This is a genomic window from [Clostridium] symbiosum ATCC 14940, from assembly GCF_000466485.1.
Lineage (GTDB): Bacteria > Bacillota > Clostridia > Lachnospirales > Lachnospiraceae > Otoolea > Otoolea symbiosa.
Genome location: NZ_KE992968.1, coordinates 9,350 through 29,332, shown reverse-complemented (window position 1 = coordinate 29,332; position 19,983 = coordinate 9,350). Strand labels below are relative to the sequence as shown.

Sequence of the window (19,983 nt, the reverse complement as noted above, 5' to 3'; positions counted from 1 at the left end):
TGAGATTATAATGATAACCATGCCGCTGAAACAGAGCGGCTGGAGGATATATAACTATGAAAAGTATGGAGGGTAAAGGAGAAAATGAATTCTGTAGAAACTCGAATGATGGAAGCAATCGACAGGAACAGAAAAAAAATCCACAAAACCGGAAGGAAGATTTGGGAGTTCAGGGAAGTGGGATGGGAAGAATTCAATTCTTCCGCATTGTTAATGGATGAGCTGGAAAAGGAAGGGTTTGAGGTACAAAGAGGGCTGGTTGGGAAACATCCCAAGTTTGACCACAAAATTGATATGCCGACAGCGTTCAAAGCTGTTTTTAAGGGAAAAGAAGGCGGCCCTGTCATTGGTATCATGCTTGAGTATGATGCTCTGCCCAATGGCCATGCCTGCGGCCATAATCTTATCGCATCCGCCGGATTTGCGGCTGCCCTGGGATTAAAAGAAGTCTTTCAGACAACGGGATCGGTTATTGTGTTTGGAACCCCCGCAGAAGAACTGGAAGGCTCCAAACATTATATTCTGGAAGGCGGATATATGGATGAAGTGGATCTTATGCTTACCAGCCACTATGGTTCGGACTGGGGTTCGGAAGTTACCGGAAAGGCCATCGTATGGCCGACTCATGATAACTGGCTGACTTTCAAAGGCAGATCCTCCCATGCTTCATCGTCACCGGAAAAGGGGAGAAGCGCTTTAGACGCGGTTATTCTCACCACCATGGGTTTGGAATTTTTAAGAGAACATATGCTGGAAACAAACCGGATTCACTACATCATCTCAAACGGAGGTACAGCCGCCAATTCCGTTCCGGATCTTGCAACTCTTAATGTGGAGCTGAGGACAAACGATTCGGCCGAACTGAATGCATTAATGAAACGAGTTGACAACATTATCAAAGGCGCAGAGCTGATGACAGATACCACCGCACTCTATAAATGGGACGCTCCATGGTACTGCGCTACGCCGGTTCCCGGCTTATACCGGCTGGCTGCCAAATACGCTCCGGATCTTGGCATTGATGAATCCAGATTCTCTTTCGGCGCCCTGCCGAAGGCGTCTTCGGATTTGGGTTGTGTAGCTTATAAAATCCCCAGTGTTGAAATCACATTCCCGATTGTGGGAGAGGATGAACCGGCGCCTGTCGGCCATGCCAATGAAACGGCTGCAATCACGGGAAATGAATTTCCTCTTGATCAGAGTATCCTGGCAGGTAAGCTCATGGCGCTTACAGGTTACAGAATCGGAACCAATCCGGAAGAACTTGGAAAAATCAAAGCTGAATTTGAAAAAAATTATAAAGAATAGCAGCCAGTCGAACTAGAGCGTGTCTGAAAATTGCTTTCTGTCAGCTGTGCGTCACACTTTGTGGGAATGAATTTTCAAACAGGCTCTAACACGGAAAGTGTGGACTGGGCTGATGAAAGGAGCCATAATGTCGGAGAAATTAACATCAACAAAAGATTTGAAAAGAGTATTGGGTTTTTGGGATTTAATGGCGATTGCTACCGGAGCAATCATAGGTTCCGGTATCATGTCATTGACCGGAATTGGTATCGGCCGTACGGGGCGTTCGATATTTGTCGCTTTTATTATAGGCGGTTTCATTACATTATTAGCAAGATCACCACAGATATTTCTTAATTCGGTGGCAAGATTCAGGGGCGGCGACTATTCCATGGTAGGAACTCTGCTCGGCCCCAGATGGACCGGAACCTACTCCATGATTTCACTGCTTACCAGCGTTACACTGTCCATGTACGCTCTTTCATTTGCAGATTATGCAATGCCGTTTCTTCCATGGATCACAAGGAAGGCCATTGCGCTCGGAATATTGACCCTGCTGTTTGCGATCAATGTTTTTGGAGTTAACGTTTTTGCAAAGTTTCAAACCCTGGCGGTAGCGCTGCTGATTATATCGCTGACAATATTTACGGTAATCGGGCTTACCCGTCTGGATCCAAACTATTTTGAAAAGAGCAGTTGGATGACCGGAGGGTTCCGCGGACTGTGGAGAGCCGCTATTCTCATGAGCTATACGTGTGACGGCGCACAGGGAATCACATCACTGAGCGCGGAAGCAAAAAATCCCACCAAAGATATTCCCAGGGTCATGCTGCTGTCAACCGTCGGCATAGCTGTCTTTTATGGGCTGCTGGGCGTCGTGGCCGCAGGCGTTCTCCCTGTTGAGCAGGTTGCAAACCAGCCTTTAACCGTTGTTGCCGGAACCATCCTTTCCAAACCGCTTTATTATCTTTTTGTCATCGGAGGTGCCTGGATGGCGCTGATTACAACCTTGAACAGCTCCATTGCCTCATGTACAAAACCTTTAATGCAGGCATGTAATGACGGCTGGTATCCGTTATCCCTCGCCAGATTACATCCTAAATTCAGAACACCTATCATTTTATTAGGTATCTATTATGTCATCGGTTTTGTGCCGATCGTATTGGATTTTGACATCGGCGTGATTAGTGATATAACCATCACCGTCGGCTCCATTACGAAATTCATGATCGTTTTAAGTTTATTGAGATTACCGAAGGTGATGCCCGAGGCCTGGAAAAAATCAGATTTTTATATCAGTAATACTGCTTTAAAAGCCATCGGTATTCTGGATTTGTGTGTAATTATCTTCTCCGGATTTATGTCTTCAGTTGAACTGCCGCTGCCGTTACTGGCCGCGAATCTGGCCGTTGTAGCATTTGCATTTGTTTTTGGAAGAGTCAGATTTAACAGCGGGAAGGTCAATGTGGAAGTCAGTTATGAGCTGCCTGATTCCGAAAAATAGCGGTCTGCAAAATATGGAAACTGCAGCCTGGTGAGAGTAAAACTTTATAACCGGCATATCGGATTGAAACATCCGATATGCCGGTCTTTTTGGCACTTTTGCCACTCAGCCGCCCTCCCGTCAAATCATATCCAATTAAAATTTTCCTTTCCGCCCCAATCTCAAAGTGGTATTTCACAATGCCGGTACGGGTTGATTCTGTCGGTCAGACCTTTGGCCTGAAATTTGCCAAAGTGTTAAAATCATCTTAAATGAGGCGGTGGACGAATAAATAATATAGATGTGCAGTTGTTGAATAGACAAATTCATATCTGTTCCTTTCTGCCTTTCCAGTGCCTAAATGTTTTACAGAACCAAATATTTTGCATAAAATCTCCCACTATATCACGAGTATTCGAAAAATTACTATTTAATTACTTTATACATATTTGTATATATCAGTTCATTGATTTAGCTGTATCCCTCCCTTGTAAATTAATATAAAACTCCGCTAATAACGTCCGATTATCGAATACCTCAGTATAGGTCTGTTTCGGCCTTTTCATATAAAGCTCCTTTCTTGAAAAATAAATAATGTTAGGTTTTATTTATGTATAAAGATTGTAATTATAAATATGTTAAAAGCAGATGCTTAAAAGAAAAAGATCAGCGGCCAATATTACTGAACTATCTAATATTTGTTGAAAGATCATTCTCATATAGCTTTCCAGAGGAAAAAGGACACTGCTTAATAAAACCAGTAAAACACAGAGATTTATTATAAAAAGTATTTTTAGACGAAATCTTTTTGCAAATAAATACGTACAGCATATTCCAATTATTGCCCCACTAACTTCTAAAGGAATCTCAGACAAAATTCTGTCACCAGGCCTTAAATCTCCCGGAAGATTAAGATGATTGTACGTATTTTTCAGCAGTATAATTAAAAAGATGATTCCCCAGAGACATAAAGAGCTACGTTCCTCGTCACTTTTCACTTTTTTATAAGCTAAAAAGATCACAATAAAAACAATAGAGTATGTTAATGGAGATATAATATTTGTGACATAAGAATACTTTATGGCAAATCCAGGATTGACATTCAAATAATAAAGCTGTAGTAATATGGTCGTCAAAATGACAAGGCCACACAGAAAAAGTGCTGTTTTAAAGACTATGGACTTAGAATCTTCTGTTGTCCGCGAAGACTGCTTTGTTACCATGCTGCCCCCTCCTTGTTGATCCATAACCGAATTAAATTCAGAGAAATCACCTTTATCTTCTATCTTTTTTAGAAAAATAGCACCACCGTTCTACATAGTCGAATACATGGATAATAGATTTTCACAGTGTAGTTCTTTTACATATATATGTCAAGTAGGTTGACATATTATTCACAGAACAATCTTCACATAATTTTCTATCCACATTCAGATACAATTACTGATTGACAGAGGTATAATTGTGGAAAAGAAAAGACTACCGCATAATACAGTAGCCTGATAGTCAATAAACTCTTAAATTGTCATTGAAGTTCTCTTTTAAAGAAAAACATACTGTCTTTTCTTTGAACCAGTTCCCAGCCCTCACGCCCCAATTCATTTAACTGCGTTTCAAAGTCAAGCGCCATTTTCTCATATTGCTTAGTATTCATGGCGAATGTAGTTGCAATTGTTACAACCTTATATTCGTATTTCTTCATCTGACTTTATCCCTCTTTCGTTTCCGTTCCCCGTTTTATCTCACCAAGCTTGATTTCCAGCTCCTTATAAATATTTGCTCCTATTTTATCAGAAAATGGATAAATTACAGGAGCTGCATCTTCCTCCATGAAATAGACTGTCACACTTTCACGGGACGGATCAACAATCCAATACTCTCTTACGCCTGCTGCCCGGTACAAAGATAGCTTTGTATAATAATCCATCCGTTTACTTGACGGTGAAACAGTCTCTATAATCCAGTCTGGCGCTCCATGACAGCCCTTTTCATCCAGCTTACTTTTGTCACATATTAAGCTGATGTCAGGCTCTAAATATATTTTCACCGTCTTGATCCAAAAAAACAGACAACGGGGCTGGAAACGCCTCGCACACTCCGCCTTTATTGCGAATGTACAGGTTAATCTCCGTACAAAGGTAATTAAGAATCCTTTGGTGAGCACTTATACTTTTTCCAATCTTCCAAGAACTCCTTTACCAATCTATTATAGTTATAGGCAGAGTCAGAAATCACAAAGACAATAAAGTTTAAAACAATAGGAATGATTATACCCAGATAGTAAGGTAATTCCCATTTTTCGATACTAAGTAGATATTTGACATAAAATGTACAAGTAGTAGCTATTCCTAAAAAAAACATTTCATGGTTGACCAGCCAAGCAATTAAATTGTAATGCTTACATTTTCCTTCTTTTACAGTTTCCGCTCCTATTTCAAACTTCATTGACAAAGGCGCATATTCTCTTAAAAATGAATTTATATGCGCACTGGCTAATCTATAATAAGAAATTCGTGCCGAAAAGGGAATTATTAATAAAAAGGGAATTAAGCATATCCAAGAACTTCTGGTATCCATCGCCTCTGAAATAGCAAGTCCTAAAACAGCCAATGTTGCTGTAAAAGAAAATGTTAACAAGGTATTTCTCATAGAATCAAAAAATTCTATCCTCTTCACTAATTTCTCATACTCTTTTTCTTTGATAGTATTTTCCATGTTAATCTCCTGCTACTACATTTAGCTCATACTATTTTAATAATACCATATTTATCCTCAGCAAGCTACCGCTACAGCAAAAAGCAAGGCACATCAAGCCCTGTCAGTTCATTTTTGCTTCCCCGTTCCAGATGCCGTCTTTGTCTACATACCCCCGTCTATCCAGGCATCTGTAAACATAATTCCCCGTTTACTATCAGAAATCGGTTTGGAGTAATACCATTTTCCATCAATCAACTGCCAGCCTGTCTTCATACCGGTGTTGATGTCTATGTAGAAATATCCGCCCAGAGCCGGGGCAAAAACCAGCCCGCTCTTAGCATATCCGTCAGCACCAAACACATGCTATGCCCCATTGTTCAGTTCCCATGTAAGACGTTCATAGGTACTGCCAATACCGCTGAGACGCACCAGAATGCCGTGGAGCGGTTTTATGCCACTCCATGGTTCTTCTGTGTGACAATTTAGACACTAAAATAAGCCTACGAATATGTTTTGGTCTGCATACTCATAGACTTATTCAGATGTCGAAATATTAATTTGAAATATTACACATTTCCCAAATTATTATTTTTTGGCACAATTTTACCGTGTTTGAAACTAATTTCATACCAATCCTGATCCAAATCATGCCCACTTATGCCACCATTCCAAACATGGATAAATCCTCTAAATTCACTCACTCCTCTTGATTCTGCAAACTTTTAAAGGACTTCCTACTCTTCCTCTTCCAGCAGATACGGCGTAGTCTGGTAGACGTAGAAATTAAGCCAGTTTGTATACAGCGTATTCGACATATTTCTCCAGTTCAGCACCGGAGGTGAAAACGGATCATTGTCCTCGTAGTAATTGCACGGAACCTCAGGGTTCATGCCCTTTTTCAAATCGCGGTGGTATTCATTATTGAGCGTCATCCTGTCATACTCCGGATGCCCCTGCATAAATATCTGTTTTCCATCCCTGCTCATCACGAGGAACACACCGGCCTCCTCTGATTTAGCAAGAATCACCAGTTCATCGTGTTTTCTGATGTCTTCTTCCCTGACCTCCGTATGTCTGGAATGAGGACAGTAAAAATAGTCGTCCAGGCTCCTCACAAGGGGCACCTTGCGGTCCAGCACCTTATGACGGTAGACGCCCGAAAGTTTCTTTTTCCTCGGGTATTTGGGGATTCCATAATGATAATACAAGCCTGCCTGGGCTCCCCAGCAGATATGTAAAGTCGATGTCACATGGGTTTTGCTCCACTCCATAATCTTAATAAGCTCATCCCAGTAATGAATCTCCTCATACTCCATGTTCTCTACCGGAGCGCCGGTAATAATCATACCGTCAAATTTCTTCTTCCTGACCTCATCAAATGTGATATAAAATTTATTCAAATGGCTGGCCGACGTATTCTTTGATACATGGGATTCCAGCATCAGAAATGTGCAGTCCACCTGAAGCGGAGTGTTCGACAGCGCGCGCAGAAGCTGCGTCTCCGTATCCTCCTTCACCGGCATCAGATTCATAATCAAAATTTCAAGAGGACGTATATCCTGGCTCATGGCCCTCTCTTCGTCCATCACAAATATATTCTCAGATTCCAGGATTACCTTGGCCGGAAGATCCTTCTGAATTTTAATTGGCATATGCCCACCTCTTTCACCAAAAAGTCGTGTCTAGTATCATATCATATTTTAAACATAATTGCCAGTCCGGTTCATAAAATAGATAGAGAACAGGACAAAAAAGGATTTGATTCCATGAATGAACCCATTTCTGAAAAGAGTGCGCGTCAGGTTATCCAGCAGTCGGGACAGTTCAGTCTGCCGCCCCAGCCCGATATATCTGTAAGCGCCCAATCAGTTTATCCACAGAACAGACATACAAACAGCCAGCAAAATCACCAGCAAAGCTATCCAATGAACCGTTCCTTCAACCGGCAGGCAGCCGCGCAGCACTACAGGGATGAATCTCTGCCCGGAGTCTGGCCCGACGCTTCCTGTGAGAACCGGAATGCGAGGCAGGAGCCCGTTATTCCTTCGGCCCCCGGATCCGGCAGCAAAAAAACAGCAAATGAAGCGGCCGGTACTGGTTCAGCCGGATCTGGAACGGCCGGAATTGAAACAGTCAGAGCTGAAACGGCCAGGCCTGAGGCACCCAGAGCTGAGACAGCCAGGCCTGAATCACCCAGGGCTGCCCGCGATGAAACGGTCAGGTCTGAAACGGCCGGGCCTGCGGACAGGGAAAATTCCGCTGAGAAAACGGTTATCCTGCAGAATATCCAGACCGCCGCTCTGACCCGCAACAGGCAGGAAAACCAGTGCCCGGCTCCCTGTGCCGAATCCCCGGATTCCAATGCATATTCGATTGCATATCAGGCCGCTACTCCATATCCTCCTATCAAAGCTGCCGGACAAAACCGTCAGTATGGCATGGCGATGCTTGATAACATGGCCAGCCAAAATTCGGAAATGTCTGCGGTGGGACTATATTTTTATAATAATCTGATCACGATGGGACACAGGGAGATCAGCGATGCGTTTCATTTCATCGGTATTGTGGAAATGCATCACATGCAGATTTTTGCAGAGCTTGCAATGCAATTGGGCGAAAATCCCCGTCTCTGGAGCCGTCATCCGCGAAACGGCAGATACATATACTGGAGTCCGGCCTGTCTGCACTATCCGCATATTCAGCCCCCGGCTTACGGGTGCCCTGTATCAAAGGCCAGTCTCCGTATCATTCTCAGCCAGGCAATAGAGGGGGAAGAGGCCGCAGTCAAAAAGTATATGAACCAGACCGCCTGGATTAAAGATGTGAACGTATGTGATAATCTGCGCAGAATTGCCGCCGATGAACAGATGCATGTGGATATTTTCACCCGCCTGTACCACTCCATTTAATTGACACGATAAAAGGCTATGACAAGGCCGGAGAAAAGGAACAGGCAGGCAGCCGTTCTGCCCGTTTGCTTCCTTTTCTCCGGCCCTATAAGATTATCTGTTCCGGACACAGATGCTCACCGGCATGCAAATTGATAAACGCCATATAAATCCTCTGCGATACAGACATGGGAAAACCGCTCAAGTTCCGCGGCAGTGGTGGCTCCCGTCAGCACAGCGGCAAAATCAATCTTCGCGTTTTCCGCTGTCTTTGCATCGACCGTACTGTCACCGACATACAGCACATGTTCCTTCCCCACACCAAAATATCCGGCCGCAATAAGCAGTCCCTCGGGATCCGGCTTCTCTATTTTTACATCCTCGGCGCCCACAATGATATCAACCGCAGAGCTGATACCGAATTTGTCCAGTATCTGATCGATTCTGTAATGATATTTAGTTGTAACGATACCAACCTTACATCCCTGTTCCCTTAAGTCTGCAAAAACCTTCTTAACGGGCTGATACAGCTTCGTGCCTGCCGTCATGACCTCATCTGCTTTTTCCCTGAAATATCCGGCAAACAGGTGCGCTTCCCGCTCATCTTCATTTTGTGTTAATGCGGTAAACGTATTTTTTAACGAAAGACCGATGGTCTTTTTGATCGCTTCCATCTCCTTCTCCGGATATCCAAGCCGTCCAAGGGCATAATTAATGCTGTCCGCAATACCGGCCGCCGAATCGCCCAGGGTAAAATCAAAATCAAAAACGAGCGCTTTATACATATATTTCTACTCCATTGTAAGATCTGCCATCTCAATAAATTCCTGTTCCGAAATGATCGGAATTCCAAGTTCCTTCGCCTTTTTATTTTTTGATGAAGAGGACGCCGTATCATTGTTAATCAGATAATTTGTTTTAGCCGTCACGCTCCCGGTCACCTTACCGCCCTTCTGTTCGATAATCTCCTGAATCTCCTTGCGGTTTTTAAAGTGTTCCACCGAACCGGTGATGACAAAGGAAATGCCGTCGAATACGCCTTCCGCCTCCTCTTCTTCTGCCGTCTCCTCGATAGTCAGCTCATCCAGAAGATGATCCACTATCTCATTATTCTTCTCACTGCTGAAAAAGTCGATCCAGGCATCTGCCAGCACATCACCAATTCCATCGACAGCCACCAGCTCTTCTTTCTTGGCCTTTCTCATCGCTGCAAAATCATTTTTAAACCGACGGCACAGCATCTTTGCATTGGCAAGTCCGATGCCGGAGATTCCAAGACTGTATACGACACGGGGCAGGGTTGTTTCGGAGGCCTTTTTTACGGATGCAATCAGATTGTCATAGGACTTCTGACCGAAGCCATCCATGGTCACGATTTCCTGCTCATACCGATCGAGATGGAATATATCGGCATATTCATGGATAAAGCCGACGCCGATCATCTTCTCCAGCGTCGCCTCGGAAAGGCCGCCGATATTCAGTGCGTCACGGCTGGCAAAGAGCGTAAAGCTCTTTATCTTCTTTGCCTGACAATCCGGATTTGTGCAGTACAGAGATTTTACATCGTTAATTTGTCTGATTTCCGTGTCCGCCCCGCAGACGGGGCAGTGTTTTGGTATGTCTTTCACTCCGCTCTTAGTCAGGTTTTCCGCAATCTGGGGGATAATCATATTGGCCTTGTAAACGGTGATCTTATCTCCCACTCCCAGCTCCAGCGCCTCCATGATACTTAAATTGTGAACGCTGGCCCGGCTGACCGTCGTTCCCTCCAGCTCGACCGGCTCGAATACGGCTACGGGGTTGATAAGACCGGTACGTGATGCGCTCCATTCAATATAGGAAAGCGTCGTCTCCTGTATCTCGTCCATCCATTTAAACGCAATTGAATCCCTGGGAAACTTTGCCGTCCTGCCCAGCGACTGGCCGTATTCTATATCGTCATAGAGCAGCACCAGGCCGTCGGAGGGTATGTCGTTGCCGGAGACCGCATCTGAAAATTCCTGCACCTTCCCGGGCAGGGTATCTCTTGTAACCTCTTTATAGTCAACCACCTCAAATCCCTGGGAACACAGCCATTCAAACTGTTTTTTTCTGGAATTCCCAAAATCCACGCCGTCCGCCATTACCAGGCTGAACGCATAAAAGCGGACGTTCCTCCGGGCCGTGATTTCATTATTTAACTGACGTACGGAACCGCTGCAAAGGTTCCGGGGATTTTTATACTTTGCGTCCACATCCTCAATCTGTGCATTGATTTTTTCAAAATCTGAGTAGCGGATGACTGCCTCTCCCCTCAAAATGAGCTGGCCTGTAAATCCGATGTTGAGCGGCACATTGGCAAAAACTTTGGCGTTATTTGTGATAACCTCCCCGATTTCCCCGCTGCCCCTCGTCACCGCCTTTGCCAGAGTTCCTCCCTCATAGGTCAGCACAATGGTCAGGCCGTCCATCTTCCAGGAAAGAAGTCCCTTCTGATCGCCAAGCCATTCCTGCAGCTCTTCCACACTCTTTGTCTTGTTCAGGGAAAGCATCGGTTTTTCGTGGCGCTCCTTTGGCAGGGAACTCATAACCTCATAACCGACATTCTGAGTCGGACTGCCTGCAAAGACAATCCCCGTTTCCTTTTCCAGTTCCGCCAGCTCGTCATAGAGCCTGTCATACTCGAAGTTGCTCATTATCTCACGGCTCTCCTGGTAATAGGCCCGCCCTGCTGCCGAAAGTGTATCTACCAGTTCCCGGATTCTTGCTGTTTTATTTTCAATTGCTGAAGTCTGTTCTGCCATAAAATGTGCCTCGCTTTATTTGTTGATTTCGGTTAGATAAATAGTGTCCTCTGCAGTTCTTCCCATTCCGCGGGCGTTAACTCCCGGTATTGTCCTGTTTTTAAATTACCCAGTTTCACATTCATAATACGGACCCGTTTCAAAGTTTTCACCTGATACCCGAGAGCTTCGCACATCCTCCGTATCTGGCGGTTCAGTCCCTGGGTCAGAATAATGGAAAATGAACGTTCTCCCGTAATCTCAGCCTCACACGGTTTCGTGCGGGTACCAAGAATCTCCACGCCGTTTCGCATCTGTCGGATAAAAGCTTCCGTTACCGGCCGGTCCACCGTGACGAGATATTCCTTTTCATGGCCGTATCTGCCCCTCAGGATCCGATTCACCAGCTCTCCCTGGTTGGTCATCAAAAGCAGGCCCTCCGAATCTTTGTCAAGACGGCCGACCGGATAAATGCGGACCGGATACTTGAGAAATTCCACGATATTTTCCGCCCTGTCCTTGTCCGAGGTGGTACAGACAATGCCTCTCGGCTTATTAACGGCAAGAAGAACCGGCCGTTCTTTCCCTTCCACCCTTTTTCCGTTCACTGTAATTTCCTGTGACGTGAAAACTTTCATCCCCATGGATGCCGTCCTGCCGTCCACCGTTACTTTCCCGTCTTCAATCAGGCGGTCCGCTTCCCGCCGGGAGCAGATCCCCGCCTCGCTCAGATATTTATTCAAACGGATCCCGTTATCTGTCTTTGCATTGTCATTCATATTTTTCAAACGCTCCCCCGTCCGCGGCTTTCCCCGCCATCCTGATAAACAGGCTGTTAAGCTCATCCCAGCCCTCTTTTCTGTCATCCGGCATCGCGGCGGTTTTCGCCTTGAATTCATCCAGTTTTTCTGCAATATATCCATTCAGCTCTTCTATTTTTCTTCCGGCCGCCGACTCCGGTGTTTTTACCTTGAGCTCTATCAGTCTGTCCACCGCCGGCTTCATCTCTTCCTCCAGGACCGAACCCATAAGCTCCGAGAACAGGACCGGAGGCGGACAGCGCCGCTCTTCAATCCATTTGCAGGCGAGAATCGGACGAAGGACATAGAAATATTTTTTATATTTTACATCCTCCCCCTGAAGATATTCGATAAAATTCTTTCTGGCAGTTCCATAATAGTGGTACATGCCGGCTTTGCATGAAAAAAAGCGCTCTGAAACCGCCTTGATTTCCCCCCATTCCGGCGTCGTCCTGTATACAACCGGTGAATTGCCCCACTCATACAGGGACGCATTCGATTTATGGAAATGCTGCAGCGTCTTCGATAAATCCCAGCCGTTGATATCCAGCGTCTCATCCAGCTCCCAGTTGATAAAATCCTTTTTCTCATCCAGTCTCAGATAATACTGTTCTGGCCTTACATATACAAACCTGACATCATAATCACTGTCGGGAGAGGCAAAGCCCCAGGCCCTGCTGCCCGATTCAACTGCATGCAGGATTTTCACCCCCTCCATTTCTTCTATCTCGTCCAGCTTCCTGTCGACCAGCGCCTGGATTGTCCCCTCAAAGTCTTTATATTTCATCTCTGACCACCTTTTCATTCACTTCCATGACGAATTCCTCCACCGCCCTGTAATCCGGTTCTTCGGGGAGCATCGTATGTTTTGCGGCATAATCAAGACGCTTCTCATAGTCTGCCAGAATCTCATAGAATTCATCCCGGTAGGTTCCGTCTTCCCTCTGGTATTCCCCGTTTCGCACGCTCAACAGCAATGGAAGGTCCGCTCCGCGGTATGTATTGATTTCTCCCTTTTCCAGAATATCGAGAGCCATCATAAAGAGGCGCAGCAGATGCATCGCGTGCTTGTTCAGATGATTGTCATCCTTCTTCCTGTTTCGTTTTCCAAGGTATTGGTATTCCTTGACAATATTGTTCATCTCCGCCCACAGCCCTTTGTAATCCCTCAGTGGATAATGGGTCAGTGAGGCATCCATGTAAATTTCCGTATCCATATCCGGCCGCTCCGACTGATCGATGTACAGGCGGATACTGCCCTCCTCAAACCTTGTATATCGCGATTTAAAGGTATGCATGGCCCTGTTTACGGAACCTAAAATATGGCGTTCCTTCTCGCTCTGACCGTAGGAATCCCTGGCCAGGGCGTTCTGGAGCCTGCGAAGCTGCTGATCCGCGTAACCGCCGAAGGACTGAATCGCTTTTTTGGAAAGGAACATCCCCCTGCGCTTTATAAGCTCTCTGCCTATGTCATTCAGATACAGGTATTTCCCCTCTTCAATCCCCAGAAGCTCACAGGTATTTGGATTGCAGCTGAGCAGCAGGCTGATCATCTTGTTGAAGGCGTAAATAACCGTATCGGTCTTATCATCCACATACTGCTCAAACTGTGTCATCCCTATCAGATCTGATTTTCTGTTTAATGTGATTCCCCGAATATCGATGTCACTGTCCGCATTGTTGGTACCGTAGGAGTAGCTTCCTCCCATCGCCAGCAGGATCACATGCCGGCCAAGGCGTTTATTGTTCCTTATAAAATCATATTCCTCCGTATCCAGCAGGTACTTGAAATCCATGCTGCCTCCTTCCCGGAATCTGTCAAAACGGGAACACCGTTCCCGATGTCCCCGTTCACTTTTCCCAACGTTCTAATCTTGTTCCGGCTTTGATGCAATAAACATTGCATCCCCGAAGCTGAAGAAACGGTACCTCTCCTTTATTGCTTCCTCATAGGCTTTCAGCACGTGTTCGCGGCCTGCCAGTGCGGAAACCAGCATCACAAGCGTGGATTCCGGCAGATGGAAGTTGGTAATCAGACAGTCCAGAATCTTAAAACGGTATCCCGGATAAATAAAGATATCGGTCCAGCCGCTTCCCGCTTTCAGGATTCCATCCTCCCCTGCGGCTGATTCCAGGGTCCGGCAGCTTGTAGTTCCCACGCAGATGACACGCCCGCCTTTTTTCTTCGTATCATTAATTTTACGGGCCTCTTCTTCCTCCACAATATAAAATTCGGAATGCATATGATGCTCCAGCACATTATCTACTTTCACCGGGCGGAAGGTGCCGAGGCCGACATGGAGGGTCACATGGGCGATCTCTATCCCTTTTTCCGCGATCTTCCCCAAAAGTTCGTTTGTGAAATGCAGCCCTGCCGTCGGGGCGGCTGCGGAGCCCTCATGTTTTGCATATACGGTCTGATAACGGTTTTTATCCTGCAGCTGGTGTGTGATATATGGCGGCAGTGGCATCTGTCCAAGCTCGTCCAGAATCTCCTCGAATATTCCTTTGTAGGAAAATTGAATCAGCCTGTTGCCTTCCTCTACCACGTCTACCACCGTGCCTTTTAAAAGACCTTCCCCGAAATTGATTACCGTACCGATTTTTGCTTTTTTTCCAGGTTTGACAAGCGTCTCCCAGATATCATTTTCCCTGCGTTTTAAAAGCAGGACTTCTATTTTCGCATCGGTCCCCTCTTTGCTTCCAATCAGACGGGCCGGAATTACCTTTGTGTCATTGATGACCAGACAGTCCCCTTTTCTCAGATACGACAGAATATCCCGGAATACTTTGTGCTGTATTTCCCCCGTGTCCTTATTAAGCACCAGAAGACGTGAGGAGGAACGGTCCTCCAGCGGATCCTGGGCGATCAGCTCCTCCGGTAAATCATAGTAAAAATCTTTTACATCCATTTTATTGCCTCTTCTTTTTCTATTTTATGAAATATTCTTATTGTACTCTGTTTTCCTGACTTTCCTGGTTCTCTCCTGCTCCGGTCTCCAGGTTATCTTCCTCATGCATATAGTCAGGGCCCTGCTTCATATATAAAATGCGCTCATTCAGGGCAGGGTCCGCCGCCATTGCTTCCTCTATCTGCTGATCCACCTGGGAAATCAGCAGTCTGACGTCCTCATTTCTGGAAAGCTGCTCCAGATAGTCTAAAAGCTCCGGCGATACCTGCTGATCATAAATCTTATACGTGCCGTCATCTGCGCCTACCGCATAGACCTGGACAAGACTTGGGGCCGGAGTCTCAACTCCCGCATATTTTATCTCATAATAAACGTACGCCGCGTAGGTGTTCTCTTCCAGTCCCGGCGTTGTATAACAGGAAATGTTCTGGTAGCTCTCTATATACTGTTTCTGTTTTTCAAATTCCTGGCGGTACCGCTCCTCTTCACTGGTATCTCCGGAAGTAAACAGATGTAAAAACGTGTCCATATCACATTCGGAAATTGACAGGAAGTACTGTTCCATTAACCAGTTAATTCCGGGAACCGTATCCTGCGACAGAATACTGCCTCCAAAGTCATGGAAATACTCTTTCGTATCCGGCTCTATAACCGGTATCCCGGCATTTTCCGGGACCGTATCCACGCCGTGTTTCGTGGTGGCGGCCGGAAGCTGCGTGGTGTTATCCCTGAACCGGCCCGATACCAGCACTACAATCACCAGGATCAGAGCAATCAGAGGGATGCTGAGAAGCAGCACATAACGGCGCAGCTCATTGTCTGAGACAGATTGTTTTCCCCTGGACGCCTTATTCTGCTCCGGCTTGGCCTGCGGGGCGGCCTGTCCCTGCCTTCTGGAACGCTTTTCTTTATCTTCCGGCCGGCGGACGGATTCCGGTTCTTTTGCGGAAGCCTTCATTTCCCCCGGCTCCGGCACCTGGCTCTGGCCCTTCGATATCTGACTTTGTTCTTTTGGCGCTTTTCTGCTCCTCGGCTTTTCTTTAACCTGAACCGTTTTCGGCGGCGTCTCAGCTTGAATCGGTGTTTCCTTCTTGTTCGGCTCTGTCTTCTCCTTTTTCCTCGAAACAGAAGCCGTCCTTATCCGGTCAATTTCCTCTATTGTTTTTTCTATTTCCTGAACTACCTTCCCGGCGTCTGCATTCTTCCCGGCATCAGGCTTGTTCCTCTCGTCCGTATCCCTCTCGTCCGCGCTGTTTATTTTCACAGACTGGTCAGAGTTCTCAGGCTTCTTTGGCCCGTCGGGCTGCTTTCTCCTGCTTCTTCCCATCCCGTATCCTCCTGTTCCGCCGCCTGCGGGGCGGGAACCTATCTGCTTATCTGCTTCTTGGTTATCTGCTTTGCTCCGCTCCGTTTGGTTGACCGCAGCACGGAGCAATCTACCCAATCTATCACCTATCCGTCCGTTTCCCCGGGGCTTTATCCGCTGTCTGAGTAAAGGCCGGACTGTGTTTTTCACTTGCATTGTTCTGCTCTATTCTAGCAAAATCCATAATAAAAAGCAATAAAACTTATGGAAAAGACCTTGCCAAGACAAATAAAATATAGTAGAATAATGGAGATGCGTCTGTAGCTCAGTGGATAGAGCGCCGGCCTCCGGAGCCTGAGGCGTAGGTTCGATTCCTATCAGACGCATTATTGTTATATATTGAGAAATGCCGTAAGAACGGGGAAATCCCTGATTTTACGGCATTTTTTTAACAGGAAATTTTTCCTGTAACGATAACCTGCACGCTCCGCGGAGGATCGCAATAGGGACCGGAGCAAATTTCTCTGCCCCGATCCCTGTTATCCCGGTAAATTACGCGCCCCTGATTCTGCCCCGTAATCTGCCTGCTTTTCATTTACTAATGAAGCTCTGTCCCAAAAGGCATCAAAGCCAATTTCGCCAGCTTAAACTGCTGCAGCCCAAACGGGATCCCGATTATGGTGACACATAAAACAATCCCGATTGCAAGATGTTCCAGCGCCAGCGGCAGGCCCGACACCACAAGCCAGATAATATTCAATATGAGTGAGCCGGCGCCTCCGCCGTAGATCACTTCCTTCCCGAAGGGAAAGAAGCTGAGTGATGCCAGTTTAAAACACTGCACGCCTACCGGAATCCCGACGATCGTAATGCACCAGAGGCAGCCCGTCAGACACCAGCTTAAGCCGCTGATGGCGCCGCCGAAAAGAAACCATAATATATTGCCCAGACATCCCATATAAAGCTCTCCTTTCCTTCTGCCCGCCTCTTCCTTCTCCCTCACTCCTTAAAACGCTTCCGCCGGGGAAATCACTTCAGGTTTTGCATTATATGAAAATTTTCTAAATAACCTTGCTCATTGATGTGCCTCTTTTTTCTTAAACCTCCCCTTCACGAACGCAACGGCGTAATCCCACATCCCACGGGGATTCTGTATTCTTGCCACCGCATAGAACATATCCGGAGTCGGAATCCTTGGAAGATATACGTAATAGGAAGGAACCCATTCGGTGGGACTGTACTTTTCCTTGGCCCTGTATAAATCCCGGAAACCATAACAGTCATTCAGATGATCGTATACGAACCGCAGCAGCCTCTCCACCATGTTGGAACTGTTCTCCTCAAGCCCGGCCAGCGGCGCCACTCCCAGGCTGCCGTATTCCACACCCTCCTGGCAAAAAATCTGAAATGCCTGATAGATGATTGTTTCCATCACACCGCCGGGCGCCTCTTTTCCATGTCTTGTCACATCTGCCATATATCCTTTTTTTCCTAAAAACGGGACAAATACAATAAAGGCAGCCATTTTCCCGGAAGCATCCAATGCATAAAAATACCGCTTATCCATGGGCTCATCAAGACCCACCGACCCCAGCGTAAATTTCAGCAGGGAGCTTTTCTTCTCCTGCAGCCATTCCTGTGTAATCCGCTCAAATTCCTGTTCAATTACCGGATCCCTCTGTTCCAGCACCCTGTATTCCTGTACCGTAACACCGGCTTTTGCGGCGTGGTTAAGATTCATGCGCATCTTTGCGCCCTTTTTTCCGCTCAGCTCATATTCGGAAAGCCGGAATCTGGCTTCCTCACCGCATTTTACGCAGCCAAATCCCTGTTTCCTGTATTCCTCCAGAAAATGGTCCGTTACGCTGAGAAAGAACAGCTTATGGGCGCTCTTTTGGCAGAACTCCTTAAATTCTTCTAAAAGAGCAGGGAAGTCTTCATCTGCGCATACGGGATCCCCGTTCACGATGACCGTCTCCCCAACCGTACCATATGGGATCACGCCATCCCTCCCGGAGCCGAAGTAAAGATATTTATCATCCTCCAAAGCCAGATAGGAACAGGGATTCTGGCTGTACAGGCCAAGGAGTGTCCTGGCATGCTGGATATCTGATTTTCCGCTTCTGCGTGACTGGAACCACGGTTTGGCCGCATAGGTGACGGCCGCCAGGATGCATCCCCAGCTGAACCAGAAAATTGCCATCTCATATTTTGTTTTGCCGTACATTCCCTGCAGACCGTCTCCCATTCCAAAAATCATTCCGGTACCGCTCACCAGGCTGTCCCAGAGGGAACCTGCGTTATCCGGAGATCCTAATTTCATATAATGATAGCTAAGCCCCGCATTGGCTGCAATGCCTGCCAGGGACAGGAGCAGAAACACGGCGGCCGCCTTTTTCGAGCGTTTTGAGGAAGGACAGCAGAAATCCTCCCTGAAACAGACAAATATGATAAGCAGAACCAAATCGACGGCCATAATCACAAGACGGGCCGGATGGCGGAACTCGGAAAAGCCTCGGATAAAATTTAAAAGCAGTATGAATATGGTTATGTACCACGCCGCCCTCCTGCGCTTCATCAGCTGCAGGGATACTGCAAGAAGGACAATGGAAAAGGCCCTCTGCACCATTTTTCCCATCTCAAGGGAAACGCGTACAGCCGCCGAGACCGGCAGGGAGGGCAGAAAACTTAGAATCAGCAGAGCCAGCGATGCCAGCACAATAAAAAGAATGACAATATTTTCGAGTTTGATTCGGGTGTTAATTTGAGTGTTATGATTCATGGCAGTCTCTTTTCTGAAAATGGATTCTGATAATCGGATAAAAACATTCCAAATGTTCTTATCCGAATGCAACTTAATCCAACTATAATTCCTGCCCATCCGCTTGTCAATAAAATCCCTTATTCAATCTTCAAACGCACTATTACATCTCGATTGCCTTCTTCACATCGAGAACTGCAATCTCCATTCCCTCTTTGAGATAATTACAGAGTATCAGTCCGGAACCGGACACTTCCTCCGGGCCCTTATCTTTTTTTGTAAGCTCCCGTATATCTTCTGACGAATCTACAAGCAGACCTGCATTTTCCCCCTGTACATGCAGAATCACAATGCAGGTATCATCGTCAAACGGCGCCGCCTCAACATTCATCCTGAGCCGTAAGTCAATTACCGGGACGGAAGCTCCCTCATGAATTGTTTTTCCAAGCACATAGGCCGGCAGCTCCGGCGCTTTTCTGATTTTCTGCACCGGGATGACATGCACAACGTTTTTTAGAGGTATTCCGTACCGCTGCTTACCGCACCGGACAATCAAGTATGTAGCATTTACCGCATTTTCAAATGAATTCATTCCTGTACCCTCCGCTTTTATTCGTAGAAAACGTATCGTTTTCCCGCCAGCCGGACTGCCCGCGGCATACCGGTCCATATAGGAAAATTATACAGGAAGGCTCAGGATTCATCCACATTCCTGCTTAAATTGAAAAGAGTTATACAAATTATTATATAACCATTGACAGACTTTAACGGTAACCTGCACGCTCCGCGCTCCGATTACCGTCTTCCATCAAAAAAATTACCGCTGTCCTCATTTTCTTTCTTTTTATCGCGAATATGCAAAACTCTCATTCTCTCCCACAGCATACCTGGAAGATACCGTATATATAACAAAAATATGATTGCCGCCAATCTGGGATCTAATTTTTCCATATTAAAAACGTTCCCAATTTTGCGCGGTTTATTCCCCGAGTCATCATGATTGGAGATTTAACTGAGGTGTGGAGGACGCGTCCGAAACGGACCATGTCCGGCGTGGTGAGGGGGATGGCTGAGTCTTCCGTCCCCG

At 46.3% G+C, this 19,983-nt stretch carries 20 protein-coding genes and 1 tRNA gene; 4 read left to right on the top strand and 17 right to left on the bottom strand.

Annotated elements, in window-relative coordinates; translation table 11 throughout:
- Nucleotides 1–84 precede the first annotated feature (84 nt).
- Nucleotides 85–1,308, top strand: coding sequence for an amidohydrolase (locus CLOSYM_RS15745; RefSeq protein WP_044902579.1), 1,224 nt, complete (start codon nt 85–87; stop codon nt 1,306–1,308).
- Here CLOSYM_RS15745 and CLOSYM_RS24285 read toward each other — a convergent pair.
- Nucleotides 1,296–1,376 (bottom strand): DUF6783 domain-containing protein, encoded by an 81-nt coding sequence (locus CLOSYM_RS24285; protein WP_416906660.1) that lies wholly within the window; start codon nt 1,374–1,376, stop codon nt 1,296–1,298. The two genes, CLOSYM_RS15745 and CLOSYM_RS24285, sit on opposite strands and share 13 nt — an antisense overlap.
- Before the next feature lie 59 nt (nt 1,377–1,435).
- Between CLOSYM_RS24285 and CLOSYM_RS15740 the strand changes: the two genes are divergently transcribed.
- A complete protein-coding gene (locus tag CLOSYM_RS15740; RefSeq protein WP_003509565.1) occupies nt 1,436–2,791 on the top strand; it encodes an APC family permease in 1,356 nt (451 codons plus the stop codon).
- 617 nt (nt 2,792–3,408) lie between these two features.
- On the opposite strand, the gene CLOSYM_RS15735 is transcribed toward CLOSYM_RS15740, so the two are convergent.
- The 6 genes from CLOSYM_RS15735 to metA all read right to left on the bottom strand — a co-directional run bounded on the left by CLOSYM_RS15735 (nt 3,409) and on the right by metA (nt 7,119).
- Nucleotides 3,409–3,993, bottom strand: coding sequence for a hypothetical protein (locus tag CLOSYM_RS15735; RefSeq protein WP_044902576.1), 585 nt, complete (start codon nt 3,991–3,993; stop codon nt 3,409–3,411).
- A 302-nt stretch (nt 3,994–4,295) separates the two neighbouring features.
- Complete coding sequence (locus CLOSYM_RS22525; RefSeq protein ID WP_003511117.1) at nt 4,296–4,472, bottom strand: DUF4177 domain-containing protein; 177 nt, start codon at nt 4,470–4,472, stop codon at nt 4,296–4,298.
- Between the two features lie 6 nt (nt 4,473–4,478).
- The gene (locus CLOSYM_RS15730; protein WP_242828689.1) at nt 4,479–4,817 is read right to left on the bottom strand and encodes a Uma2 family endonuclease; all 339 of its coding nucleotides are present in this window, start codon (nt 4,815–4,817) and stop codon (nt 4,479–4,481) included.
- A gap of 95 nt (nt 4,818–4,912) precedes the next feature.
- Entirely contained in the window at nt 4,913–5,485 is a 573-nt protein-coding gene (locus CLOSYM_RS15725; protein ID WP_021642863.1) for a hypothetical protein, read from the bottom strand.
- 144 nt (nt 5,486–5,629) lie between these two features.
- On the bottom strand, nt 5,630–5,827 hold the full coding sequence (locus CLOSYM_RS15720) for a hypothetical protein (protein WP_021642862.1): 198 nt from the start codon (nt 5,825–5,827) through the stop codon (nt 5,630–5,632).
- 374 nt (nt 5,828–6,201) lie between these two features.
- Nucleotides 6,202–7,119: a homoserine O-acetyltransferase MetA gene (metA, locus tag CLOSYM_RS15715; protein WP_003501578.1), complete on the bottom strand. Its 918-nt coding sequence runs from the start codon at nt 7,117–7,119 to the stop codon at nt 6,202–6,204.
- 114 nt (nt 7,120–7,233) lie between these two features.
- On the opposite strand from metA, the gene CLOSYM_RS23490 reads away from it, so the two are divergent.
- Entirely contained in the window at nt 7,234–8,376 is a 1,143-nt protein-coding gene (locus CLOSYM_RS23490) for a ferritin-like domain-containing protein (RefSeq protein ID WP_242828688.1), read from the top strand.
- 116 nt (nt 8,377–8,492) lie between these two features.
- On the opposite strand, the gene CLOSYM_RS15705 is transcribed toward CLOSYM_RS23490, so the two are convergent.
- The 7 genes from CLOSYM_RS15705 to CLOSYM_RS15675 form a co-directional block, all read right to left on the bottom strand.
- Nucleotides 8,493–9,140, bottom strand: a complete 648-nt coding sequence (locus CLOSYM_RS15705) for an HAD family hydrolase (RefSeq protein ID WP_021642860.1) — start codon at nt 9,138–9,140, stop codon at nt 8,493–8,495.
- A 6-nt stretch (nt 9,141–9,146) separates the two neighbouring features.
- Nucleotides 9,147–11,138: an NAD-dependent DNA ligase LigA gene (gene ligA, locus CLOSYM_RS15700; RefSeq protein WP_003501573.1), complete on the bottom strand. Its 1,992-nt coding sequence runs from the start codon at nt 11,136–11,138 to the stop codon at nt 9,147–9,149.
- A 32-nt stretch (nt 11,139–11,170) separates the two neighbouring features.
- Nucleotides 11,171–11,896 carry a pseudouridine synthase gene (locus tag CLOSYM_RS15695; RefSeq protein ID WP_021642859.1) on the bottom strand — a complete coding sequence of 242 codons (726 nt, stop codon included), beginning with the start codon at nt 11,894–11,896 and terminating at the stop codon, nt 11,171–11,173.
- On the bottom strand, nt 11,889–12,704 hold the full coding sequence (locus CLOSYM_RS15690; protein ID WP_003511125.1) for a nucleotidyltransferase domain-containing protein: 816 nt from the start codon (nt 12,702–12,704) through the stop codon (nt 11,889–11,891). The genes CLOSYM_RS15695 and CLOSYM_RS15690 overlap by 8 nt, the downstream gene beginning before the upstream one ends.
- On the bottom strand, nt 12,694–13,713 hold the full coding sequence (locus tag CLOSYM_RS15685; protein ID WP_021642858.1) for a nucleotidyltransferase domain-containing protein: 1,020 nt from the start codon (nt 13,711–13,713) through the stop codon (nt 12,694–12,696). Before CLOSYM_RS15685 ends, CLOSYM_RS15690 begins: the two co-directional genes overlap by 11 nt.
- A 72-nt stretch (nt 13,714–13,785) precedes the next feature.
- Nucleotides 13,786–14,829 carry a tRNA preQ1(34) S-adenosylmethionine ribosyltransferase-isomerase QueA gene (gene queA, locus CLOSYM_RS15680; RefSeq protein WP_003511127.1) on the bottom strand — a complete coding sequence of 348 codons (1,044 nt, stop codon included), beginning with the start codon at nt 14,827–14,829 and terminating at the stop codon, nt 13,786–13,788.
- Nucleotides 14,830–14,866: 37 nt separating this feature from the next.
- The gene (locus CLOSYM_RS15675; protein WP_242828687.1) at nt 14,867–16,156 is read right to left on the bottom strand and encodes a hypothetical protein; all 1,290 of its coding nucleotides are present in this window, start codon (nt 16,154–16,156) and stop codon (nt 14,867–14,869) included.
- Nucleotides 16,157–16,449: 293 nt separating this feature from the next.
- On the opposite strand from CLOSYM_RS15675, the gene CLOSYM_RS15670 reads away from it, so the two are divergent.
- Nucleotides 16,450–16,521 (top strand) — tRNA-Arg (locus CLOSYM_RS15670).
- Nucleotides 16,522–16,733: 212 nt separating this feature from the next.
- Here CLOSYM_RS15670 and CLOSYM_RS15665 read toward each other — a convergent pair.
- The 3 genes from CLOSYM_RS15665 to CLOSYM_RS15655 all read right to left on the bottom strand — a co-directional run bounded on the left by CLOSYM_RS15665 (nt 16,734) and on the right by CLOSYM_RS15655 (nt 19,488).
- Complete coding sequence (locus CLOSYM_RS15665) at nt 16,734–17,093, bottom strand: YccF domain-containing protein (RefSeq protein ID WP_009296918.1); 360 nt, start codon at nt 17,091–17,093, stop codon at nt 16,734–16,736.
- Nucleotides 17,094–17,210: 117 nt separating this feature from the next.
- The gene (locus CLOSYM_RS15660; RefSeq protein ID WP_009296919.1) at nt 17,211–18,917 is read right to left on the bottom strand and encodes a bifunctional lysylphosphatidylglycerol flippase/synthetase MprF; all 1,707 of its coding nucleotides are present in this window, start codon (nt 18,915–18,917) and stop codon (nt 17,211–17,213) included.
- A 142-nt stretch (nt 18,918–19,059) separates the two neighbouring features.
- Complete coding sequence (locus CLOSYM_RS15655; protein WP_044902571.1) at nt 19,060–19,488, bottom strand: chemotaxis protein CheW; 429 nt, start codon at nt 19,486–19,488, stop codon at nt 19,060–19,062.
- Nucleotides 19,489–19,983: the final 495 nt, after the last annotated feature.